Source organism: Sutterella sp. (genome assembly GCF_052272535.1).
GTDB lineage: Bacteria > Pseudomonadota > Gammaproteobacteria > Burkholderiales > Burkholderiaceae_F > Sutterella.
Window position 1 is genome coordinate 1 of sequence record NZ_DAVZJY010000075.1, and the last position, 9,839, is coordinate 9,839.

At 69.3% G+C, this 9,839-nt stretch carries 8 protein-coding genes and 1 pseudogene; 1 reads left to right on the plus strand and 8 read right to left on the minus strand.

The features are described from left to right. Positions 1-407 (plus strand): annotated as a pseudogene (locus ACT6Y9_RS05360) (hypothetical protein); the annotation flags it as partial. A gap of 58 nt (positions 408-465) precedes the next feature. Here the strand turns inward: ACT6Y9_RS05360 and lpxC are convergent. The 8 genes from lpxC to ftsW all read right to left on the minus strand — a co-directional run bounded on the left by lpxC (position 466) and on the right by ftsW (position 9,771). Beyond that, on the minus strand, positions 466-1,410 hold the full coding sequence (gene lpxC, locus ACT6Y9_RS05365) for a UDP-3-O-acyl-N-acetylglucosamine deacetylase (protein ID WP_295477642.1): 945 nt from the start codon (positions 1,408-1,410) through the stop codon (positions 466-468). 4 nt (positions 1,411-1,414) lie between these two features. Next, positions 1,415-2,629 (minus strand): cell division protein FtsZ, encoded by a 1,215-nt coding sequence (gene ftsZ, locus ACT6Y9_RS05370; protein ID WP_295477645.1) that lies wholly within the window; start codon positions 2,627-2,629, stop codon positions 1,415-1,417. A gap of 67 nt (positions 2,630-2,696) precedes the next feature. Further along, entirely contained in the window at positions 2,697-3,944 is a 1,248-nt protein-coding gene (gene ftsA, locus ACT6Y9_RS05375; RefSeq protein WP_443743770.1) for a cell division protein FtsA, read from the minus strand. Beyond that, on the minus strand, positions 3,941-5,014 hold the full coding sequence (locus ACT6Y9_RS05380) for a cell division protein FtsQ/DivIB (RefSeq protein WP_443743771.1): 1,074 nt from the start codon (positions 5,012-5,014) through the stop codon (positions 3,941-3,943). The genes ftsA and ACT6Y9_RS05380 overlap by 4 nt, the downstream gene beginning before the upstream one ends. Positions 5,015-5,031: 17 nt before the next feature. Further along, positions 5,032-5,982, minus strand: a complete 951-nt coding sequence (locus tag ACT6Y9_RS05385; RefSeq protein WP_443743772.1) for a D-alanine--D-alanine ligase — start codon at positions 5,980-5,982, stop codon at positions 5,032-5,034. A gap of 43 nt (positions 5,983-6,025) precedes the next feature. Next, a complete protein-coding gene (gene murC, locus ACT6Y9_RS05390; protein WP_443743773.1) occupies positions 6,026-7,423 on the minus strand; it encodes a UDP-N-acetylmuramate--L-alanine ligase in 1,398 nt (465 codons plus the stop codon). A gap of 45 nt (positions 7,424-7,468) precedes the next feature. Beyond that, the gene (murG, locus tag ACT6Y9_RS05395) at positions 7,469-8,602 is read right to left on the minus strand and encodes an undecaprenyldiphospho-muramoylpentapeptide beta-N-acetylglucosaminyltransferase (RefSeq protein WP_443743774.1); all 1,134 of its coding nucleotides are present in this window, start codon (positions 8,600-8,602) and stop codon (positions 7,469-7,471) included. Further along, complete coding sequence (ftsW, locus tag ACT6Y9_RS05400) at positions 8,599-9,771, minus strand: putative lipid II flippase FtsW (protein ID WP_443743775.1); 1,173 nt, start codon at positions 9,769-9,771, stop codon at positions 8,599-8,601. Before ftsW ends, murG begins: the two co-directional genes overlap by 4 nt. Between the last annotated feature and the right edge of the window lie 68 nt (positions 9,772-9,839).

Consider the following 9,839-nt stretch of genomic DNA (forward strand, 5'->3'; position numbering starts at 1 on the left):
CGACCGTCCGGGAGGCGCCGCCCGCGCCCCGGGAGACGCCCCGCGCGGCCGCCTCCGGCGACCGCCGGGAGGACCTCGAGGCGCTGCGGGACATTCTTCCCGTCTGGCGCTCCGACCTCCCGAAACCCGTGCTCGCGGACCTCGTTCCCTCGGAGGAGGATGCGGCCGCCCGCCACGACCTCGCGGAGCTGCGCGCGCGGCTCCTCGAGCGCGCCGAGCGCCGGCGCAGCTTCTCGGCGCGCATCGACGCGATCGAATCGCGGCTCGCCGAAGCGAAGGCGCGGCTCGGGAATCCGCTCTCCGACGCGGCCGAGACGCAGTCCTTCGTCGATGCGCTCCTCGCCGACGCGGAGGGCTTCTCCAAGGAGCTCGCCGCCCTCAGGAACGCAAACGCCCGGCGGGCATGAAGTCGTCGGGCGTTTCAGGGAAGCGCCGGGGCGCTTCGGAGGATGCGGGGGCGGAGCCTCAGAGCGGCAGCCCCCGGTCGTCGTCTTCGGGCCGGGCCGCAGCGGGCTGCGGCCAGAAGTCCACGGGGCAGTCCTTCGCGTGCTCGAAGGTCACCTCCTCCCAGGCGTCGGGCTCGGAGAGGAGCTTTCGCAGGAGCTGGTTGTTGAGGCCGTGGCCGGACTTCTCGGCGACGTAGTGCGCGAGAAGCGGAGCGCCGAGGACGTAGAGGTCGCCCATGGCGTCGAGGATCTTGTGCTTCACGAACTCGCCCTGCTCGCGCAGCCCCCCGGGGTTGAGCACGCGGAACTCGTCCATCACGATCGCGTTGTCGAGCGAGCCGCCCTGAGCGAGCCCGATGCGGCGGAGCATCTCGACGTCCTGCACGAAGCCAAAGGTACGGCAGTGGGAGACGGCCTGTTCGTAGTTCACCTTCGCGAAGTCCACGTCGGCGTACTGGTCAGTCGCGTCGATCGCGGGGTGCCCGAAGGCGATTTTGAAGGAGAGCCGGAACCCTTCATGGGGCTCGAGGCGCGCGAGCTTGTCGCCCTCGCGCACTTCGACGGGCTTGAGAATCCGCACGAAGCGCCGCGGTGCATCCTGCTCGACCAAACCCGCGCTGTGGATGAGGTAGACGAAGGCCGCGCCCGAGCCGTCCATCACCGGAATTTCGGGAGCGTTCACCTCGACGAGGCAGTTGTCCACGCCGAGGCCGCTGAAGGCGCTCATCAGGTGTTCGATGGTCGCGACCGCCGCCCGGCCCACGTTCACCGTGGTCGCCATGCGGGTGTCGTTCACGTTGGTGGGCTTTGCCGGAATGTCCACCGCGGGCTCGAGGTCCACGCGGCGGAAGACGATGCCGGTGTCGGCGGGGGCGGGATGCATCACGAGCCGGATCTTGCGGCCGCTGTGAAGCCCGATCCCCACCGCGGCGACCGATTCGCCGAGAGTGCGCTGACGGAACATCTTCTTAGCTGCCGCTCGTGCGCAGATAGGTCGGAATCGCGTAGCCGCCGGCCGAAGGAATCGCGGCGGGTTCGCCCGGATTCTGCGCGGGCGGCTGCTGCGCGGCGTCGCCCGCAGGCTGCTGCTGCGCGCCGCGGCCGATGTCGTTCAGGGTCGGCGCGGAATAGGTCGGAATGTCGGGAGCGGCCGCCGGATTCGTGAAGCCCGCGCCCATGTTGGGCATGCCGGGCTGGCCCGAGCCATCGTCGGGGGAAGCCGGGTCGAACGGGTTGTCGAGGCCCGTCGCCACGACGGTGACGCGCACCTCGTCGCCCATCTCCTCGGAGATGGCCGAGCCGAAGATCACGTTCGCCTGCTTGGCGACGAAGGTGTTGAGCACGCCCATCGCCTCGCGGATCTCCGCGAGGGTGAGGCTTTCGTCGCCCGTGAAGTAGACGAGCATGCCGCGGGCGCCCTGCAGGTTCGCGCCCTCGAGGAGCGGGCAGGCGATCGCCTTTTCGGCCGCCACGCGCGCGCGGTCTGGACCCGCGGCGGTCGCGAGACCGATGATGGCGCTGCCGCGCTCGCTCATGACGGTCTTGAGGTCCTCGAAGTCCACGTTGATCGTGCCCGGCGTGTGGATGATCTCGGCGATGCCGACGCAGGCCTTGTAGAGCACCTCGTTGGAGGTCTCGAAGCACTCCTTCATCGTCGCGTTGGGCGGGCACTCCTCTTCGAGCTTCTCGTTGAGGATGACGATCATCGAGTCCACCTTGCTCTTGAGGTTCTCGATGCCGAGCTCGGCCGTGCGCATGCGGCGCGCGCCCTCGAAGCTGAAGGGCTTGGTGACGACCGCCACCGTGAGGATCCCCATCTCCTTGGCGATCTCGGCGATCACGGGCGCGGCGCCCGTGCCCGTGCCGCCGCCCATGCCGGCGGTGATGAAGAGCAGATTGGCGCCGCGGATCGCCTCGGCGACCTGCTCGCGCTTCTCCTGGGCCGCCGCCGCGCCGATCTCCGGACGCGCGCCCGCGCCGAGCCCGGTGCTGCCGAGCTGGATGTTGACGTGCGCCTTCGAGCGCTGCAGCGCCTGATGATCCGTATTGGCAGCGATGAACTCAATGCCCTTGGCGCCGTGCGTGATCATGTGCTCGACGGCGTTGCCGCCGCCGCCGCCCACGCCGATCACCTTGATCACGGTCTTGAGGGGATCAAAATCAGGAAGGACTTCAAAAGGCATCTCTAACCTCAGGAGGAAAAGTCTCGAAATTATCCAATATGTCGGGGGCCCGTGGGGGCGGCGCGCGTCAGTAGTCCCCGATGAAGAAGGTCTTCACGCGTCCGAAGAAACCCGCACCGCGGCGCACGCCGTACGCGCGCTCGTCGCCCTTGGCGCTCTCGGTCAAGGCGCATTTGATGAGCCCGGCGGCCACCACCGCGTCGGGGCGGCCAGTGACGTGCGTCTCGCCCTCGACTTCGCGCGGGATGCCGATGCGCACGCGGCGCCCAAGCACCTCGGCCGCCTCGTCGGCGATGCCGGGGAGCATTGCGCCGCCGCCCGTGAGCACCACGAGCTCGACGTGCTCGAGCGCGCCCGCGTCGGCGAGGAGCTTTCTGTAGATGCCGAAGAACTGCCGTACGCGCGCCGAGAGCGTCTTCACGACGAGCTCGCGCAAGTAGGGACGCGAAACGCCGCCCTTCTGCTCGACCTGCACGACCTCGTGCGGCAGGACCTCCGAGGGGCGGCATTCGCCCACGGCGCACTTGAGCCGCTCGGCGTCGTCGAGCCCGATGCCGAGCACCATCGCGAGGTCGCGCGTGAGGAGCTCCGCCCCCCAGGGACGCACGTCGGTGAACTGCACGCGGTTTTCCGAAAAGACGATGAGTGAGGTGGTTTCGGCGCCGATGTCGATCAGCACCGAGCCGCAGATGCGCTCCGTCTCCGAGAGCGCCGCCATCGCAGCCGCCCAGGGGTGCGGCTCGTAGTTGAGAAGCTCAAGCCCCACGCGCTGGATGCAGCGCTTGAGGTTCTTCGCAGCGAGCGCGGACCCGTAGAGCGCGTGCACGTGGCACTCGAGCTTCGGGCCCATGAGGCTCTTCGGATCGTCGGTGACGACGTCGCCGCACTTGTAGCCCTGCTCGATGAGCTTGATGAGGTCGCGCCCCGGAGGAGCGGCGCGCAGTGCCGACTGGCGCGCGTTCTCCGCGACCTGATCGACGTCGACGGTGCGCACCTCGCTGCCGCGCAGCACCGTCTGACCGGTGCAGTTCGCGCTCACGAGCGACCCGCCGCCGATCGAGGCCCAGACGCCGCTGATCTGCAGGTCGGCCGTGTACTGCGCGTCGCGCACGGCCCTCTGAATCGAGGCGACCGCCTCCTGCACGTTCGTGACGCACCCCTTTTCGAGACCCACCGACTCCGCCTGTCCGATGCCGAGGATGCGCAGCGACCCGGGCTCGTTCCCGGGACGCGCGACAAGACAGAGCACCTTGCTCGAACCGGCGTCGAGTGCGGCGAAGACTTCGTTCTCCTTGGTCTGCTTCTGCGGCTTCATAGTGGTGAGAGGGGTGTCTGAGGGGTGTCGGGTGTGTCTGCTTGAGGCGCCGCCCCGGCTGCGGGGACGACGGGGGAGGCCGGAAGGGGCTCCGCCGCGGTCGTCTCGGCCGCATCGGCCGCGGCGTCTTCGGCGTCGTCGACGGTTTCCGCGCCCTCGGCCCCGCCCGCCGCGTCCTCCGCCCGTTCGGTCTCGGCCGCACGGGCGACTTCGGCAAGATAGGCGGCGAGGGCCGTCCGGTCAACCTTGCCCGCGGCGATCGCGCGCCGGTAGCGCGCGTCGATCGACGACGGGGGGCCGCCCAGGAGTTCGGCCATCTTCGGATAGGCCGCAACCACCTGCCGCAGGCGCTCCTCGACGGGTGCGCCCGAACTTTCGCGCCCGAGCTCGACCTTCGTCGGCGGAATCGTCGGGCTCTGGAAGGTGAGCGACCAGCTGCCGCGGTCCGAGAGCGTCACGTCGGAGACGAAGACGCCGAGGTCGCGCATCATGCTCGAAAAGCGCCGGTAGCGACGCAGGAGCTCGGGCACCTCGTCGGCCGTGCCCGAGAGGCTCGGCAGATGCGAGGCCTCCACGCCCTCGTCGGGATTGGCCGCGAAGAGCCGCCCCTCGACGCTCACGAGCCGCCCGTCCTCGAACTGCGCGACCGCCTCGTAGACGGTCACCTCAATCACAAGCCGGTCGGGCCAGACGCGGCGCACGACCGCGTACTTCACCCAGGGCACGGTTTCGGCGGCTGCGCGCACCGCGTCGAGGTCGGCGGAGAAGTAGGTCGTCCCTTCGAGAAGCGGCTCGACCGCCTCGCGCAGGCGCGCAAGAGGCACCTTCTCCGTGTCGCCCTTCATCTCGAGGCGCTTCAGAGTGAGGTAGTCCTTGCCCGCGGCCGGAACCTGCGTCCACAGAAGGGCCGCGGTCCCTATGAGGACTGCGGCGCACCCGAGGCGCAGCAGAAGGCCCGTGCGCAGGCGCCGGGGGCGGGCGGCGCCCGCCCCCTCCCGTCGGGATTCGTCAAGGGGAATCTGCCGGAGCGCCTCGCCGGGCGCGACCGATTCCGGATGCCGGTCGGACAACGTCGCCTTCCTTCGCGTCAGTCGGTCTCGGCGAGGCCGAGCAGCTTCATGCAGAGCGAGGCGTAGTCGAGGTCCACCGCACGGGCGGCCATCGGCACGAGCGAATGCGGCGTCATGCCGGGCGCGGTGTTGATCTCGAGAAGCACGAAGCTCCCGTCGGGGCGCTGGAGTGCGTCCACGCGCGACCAGCCGCGGCAGCCGAGAACGGCGAAGGCCTTTTCGCAGATCGCGGCGAGGTGCTTCGCGGGCGCCTCGTCGAGCGCCGCCGGGCATTCGTAGCGCACCACGTCGGTGTAGTACTTGTTCTGGAAGTCGTAGCTGCCCTCGGGAGCGATGATCTCGATCACCGGGAGCGCCTTCCCGCCAATAAGCGCGATCGTGAATTCGCGTCCGTGGACGTACTCCTCGACGAGCGCCGTGTCGGCGCCGCCGCGCTGTGCGGCATCGAGCGCCGCGCGCAGGCTCTCGACCGTCACGTCGTCCTTCTGAAGCTTCGTCACGCCGATCGACGAGCCGTCGTGGTCGGGCTTCACGACGAGGCCCGAAGCGCCGTACCGCGCGATCAGGCGCGCGAGCTCCTCGTCGGAGGCGCCGGCGACGACGCGCTCGCCCTCGGGAACGGGCAGCCCCGCGGCGCGCCAGAGGGTCTTCGTGAGCTCCTTGTCCATGGCGACCGCCGAGGCGGTGACGCCCGGGCCCGTGTAGGGGATCCCGAGGCAGTTGAGGAGCCCCTGGACGGAGCCGTCTTCACCCAGCTTCCCGTGAAGCGCGATGAAGGCCGCGTCGAAGCGCCCTTCCTCGAGGAACCCCACGGCGTCGCAGGCCGGGTCCCAGGTCTCGACTTCAAGGCCCTTGGAGCGGAGCGCCTCGACGACGCCGCGGCCCGAAAGAAAGGACACCTCGCGCTCGGCGGAGATGCCGCCCTGGAGGACCACCACGCGCTTCAATTCATTGGCTGCTCTGGTCATTTCTCTTCTCTTCCTACATCCATCATGGGAGGCCGCGCACTTCTCAGACGCGGCCGGCAAGCAGGGGCGCGACGCGCCCGATCGAGCCCGCGCCCATCGTGATCACCACGTCGCCGTCGCGCGCGATGGCGTGCACGGCCTGCGGCACGTCCTCGATCTTCGCGACCACGGGGCCGTGGAAGCCCTGCGCGGCGATCGCGCGGGCGAGGTGCGCGCTGTCGGCGCCCTCGATGGGCGCCTCGCCCGCCGGGTAGACCTCAGCGAGCACAAGTCCGTCCACGTCCTCGAGCACCTTCACGAAGGCGTCGAAGCAGTCGCGGGTGCGCGTGTAGCGGTGCGGCTGGAAGGCGACCACGATGCGCCGCCCGGGGAAGGCCCCGCGCACGGCCGCAAGCGTCGCGGCCATCTCGTGCGGATGGTGGCCGTAGTCGTCGATCAGCGTGAAGCTCCCGGTGATGCGTCCGGAGGCGTCGCGCAGGGGCACTTCGCCCCACTGCGCGAAGCGCCGCCCGACGCCGCGGAATTCAGCAAGCCCGCGCGTGATGTCGGCGTCCTTCACGCCCGCGATCGTCGCGATCGCGATCGCGGCGAGGGCGTTGCGCACGTTGTGCACGCCGGGCAGATTGAGCACGACGGGCAGCGGCGAATGGTCGGGGCGCAGCGCCGTGAAGCGCATGCGGGTGCCTTCGGCCGCCACGTCGATCGCACGCACGTCGGCGTCGGGCGAGAGCCCGTAGCCGATCACGGGCTTCGTCACGCGCGGACGGATCGCGCGCACGTTCTCGTCGTCCACGCAGAGGACGGCGACGCCGTAGAAGGGCAGCCGCTCGAGGAAGTCCACGAAGGCGGACTTCAGGCGCTCGAAGTCGTGCCCGTAGGTGTCCATGTGGTCTTCGTCGATGTTGGTGACCGCGGAGATGACGGGCGTGAGGTTGAGGAACGACGCGTCCGACTCATCGGCTTCGGCGACCAGGAATTCGCCCGTGCCGAGGCGGGCGTTCGCGCCCGCACTGTTGAGCTTCCCGCCGATCACGAAGGTCGGGTCGAGGCCGCCCGCGGCGAGCAGCGACGCCGTGAGCGACGTGGTCGTGGTCTTGCCGTGGGCGCCCGCGATCGCGATGCCGCGGCGCAGGCGCATCAGTTCGGCGAGCATCACCGCGCGCGGCACCACCGGGATGCCGAGTTCGCGGGCGGCGACAACCTCGGGGTTGTCGGCCTTCACGGCCGAGGAGACGATCACGGCGTCCGCCCCGCGGATGTTCTTCTTGTCGTGCCCGTAGGCGATGCGCGCGCCGAGCTCCTGCAGACGCTCGGTGACGGCCGTGTGCGCGATGTCCGAACCGCTCACGACGTAGCCGAGGTTGAGGAGCACTTCGGCGATGCCGCTCATGCCCGCGCCGCCGATGCCGACGAAATGCAGATGGTTGACCAGAAACTTCACGTCTTCTTCTCTCTCAGTCTTTGCTGTGTTCTTTTCCGCGGCGCGCTACTTCGCGGCGCGCTTCTTTTCATGCTCGACGAGGGTCTCCTCGATCAGGTCGGCGACCTTCACCGCGGCGTCGGGCACCGCGATCGCGCGGGCGGCTTCGGCGACGGCGAGGAGCTTCTCGCGGTCCATGCCCTCGATGAGGGCCGCGGCCTTCTCGGGGGTGAATTCAGGCTGCTCAACGACCCACGCGGCCTTGCGTTCGGCAAGGTAGCGGGCGTTGCCAAGCTGGTGCTTCGTCGTCTTCGCGATGAAGGGGACGAGGACGGCCGCGGCGCCCGCGGCGCAGAGCTCCGAGCAGCTCGTCGCCCCGGAGCGGCAGATCACGAGGTCGCTCTCGCGGTAGCGCGCGGCCATGTCGTCGATGAAGGGCACGACCTCGGCGGCGACGCCCAGCTTCTCGTAGTGCGCACGCACTTCGGCGTCGCGCCCGCGGCCCGTCTGGTGGAGCACCACGGGACGGCGCTCGGCCGGGATGCGGGCGAGCGCCTCGGGGACGACGTCGTTGAGCACCTGGGCGCCCAGGGAGCCCCCGAAGACGAAGAGGCGCAGCGGTCCGAAGCGGCCGGCGAAGCGCTCCGCCGGCGCCGCAATCGCGGCGATTTCAGCGCGCACGGGGTTGCCCGTCGTATGGCCCTTGGCCCCCGCGAAGGTGCGCGCGCCCCCGGCGAAGCCGCAGGCGAGCGCGCTCGTGAAGGGCATGAGCGTGTTGGTGGACATCAGGAGGTCCGCGTCGCAGTTCATGAGCACGATCGGGCGCTTGAGGTTCTGCGCGGCGAAGCCCACGGGCACGGCGACGTACCCGCCCGTCGAGAAGACGAGGTCGGGCTTGATTTTCTTCAGGAGCGCGCGGCTCTCCCAGATCGCCTTGAGCATCTTGAGGCCGCCCTTGACGGCGCCCATCAGGCCCTTGCCGCGCACGCCCTGGAAGTTGAGCGCGTGGAACTCGATCCCCTCGCGGGCGACCAGAGCGCCCTCCATGCCGGTAGTGGTGCCGATCCAGACGATGCGCCAGCCGCGACGCTTCATCACGCGCGCCACGGCGAGGCCGGGCATGACGTGTCCGCCGGTGCCGGCCGCAACGATGACGAGCGTGCGCCCGCCGGACGCTTGGGTTTTGAGATTCTCAGTCACACCTGACCTCCACGCATCAGAATTTTGTTTTCCCGGTCCACCCGCAGAAGGAGTCCGATCGCGATCATTGAAGAGAGGAGCGCCGAGCCGCCGAAGCTCACGAAGGGGAGCGTGAGGCCTTTGGTCGGCAGCGCCCCGGAGGCGACGCCGACGTTGACCACCACCTGCGCGCCGTACCACAGACCCACGCCCTGCGCGAGAAGCCCCGCGAAGTAGCGCTCGAGCTTGATCGCCTGGCGTCCGATTTCAAACGCGCGGCGGATGAGCCAGTAGAAAAGAAAGAGTACGAGGATAACACCGACGAAGCCGGTCTCCTCGGCGATCACGGCCATGATGAAGTCCGTGTGGGCTTCCGGGAGATAGTTGAGCTTCTCGACGGAGCCGCCCAGTCCCACGCCGAAGATCTCCCCGCGGCCGAAGGCGATGAGCGAGTGCGAGAGCTGGTAGGACTGCCCGAGCACGTACTCCTCCGACCAGGGGTCGAGATAGGCGAAGACGCGCGAGAGGCGCCAGGGCGTCATGTAGATCATCAGGCCGACGAAGGCCACCACGATCGCCGTCACCGAGAGGAAGATCGTGAGCGAAAGCCCGCCGAGGAAGAGCACCCCCATGATCTCCACGACGATCACGGCCGTCGCGCCGAGGTCGGGCTGCTGCATCAGGAGGAAGGCAATCAGCACCATCGGCAGCGCGATCGGCGTAAAGCCCGAAAGGAAGGAGTGCATGTACTCCTGGCGCTTGACGGTGAAGGCGGCGGCGAAGATGAGCGCGCCCACCTTCACGAGCTCCGAGGCCTGGATGGAGAAGCCCCCGAGTTGGATCCAGCGGCGCGCACCGTTGACGCTCTTGCCCACGTAGGGCAGGAGCACGCACATGAGCGCAAGGATCCCGAGGACGCCGATCACGTTGGACCACCGGAACCAGAAGCTCATCGGCACGCGGTAGACCACCGCGCCCGCAGCGAGGGCGAGCACGATGCTCGCGAGGTGGCGCTTCAGCTCCCCCGTGTCCGCGAACGCGAAGGCGGCGCCCGCGCCGATCGACGAGGTGGCCGAGAAGACCATCACGGTGCCGAAGGCGAGGAGCGCCCCCACGCAGATGAGGGTTTCCGTGTCGAGCCCGGGCGCGGCGGAGCCGCCCCCCGCCCAGTCGTCGTCGCGGGGAATCACGCGGCCCCCTCCGTCTTTCCGGTCTCTTTCGTCCGTCCGGACGCTTCAGGCTCCTCGCGCGCGGCGAT

Bases quoted from the DNA above. Each gene is read 5' to 3' on its own strand.
- ftsA (WP_443743770.1), bottom strand. From the start codon at position 3,944: ATGAAGCCGCAGAAGCAGACCAAGGAGAACGAAGTCTTCGCCGCACTC.
- lpxC (WP_295477642.1), bottom strand. From the start codon at position 1,410: ATGTTCCGTCAGCGCACTCTCGGCGAATCGGTCGCCGCGGTGGGGATC.
- ftsZ (WP_295477645.1), bottom strand. From the start codon at position 2,629: ATGCCTTTTGAAGTCCTTCCTGATTTTGATCCCCTCAAGACCGTGATC.
- ACT6Y9_RS05385 (WP_443743772.1), bottom strand. From the start codon at position 5,982: ATGACCAGAGCAGCCAATGAATTGAAGCGCGTGGTGGTCCTCCAGGGC.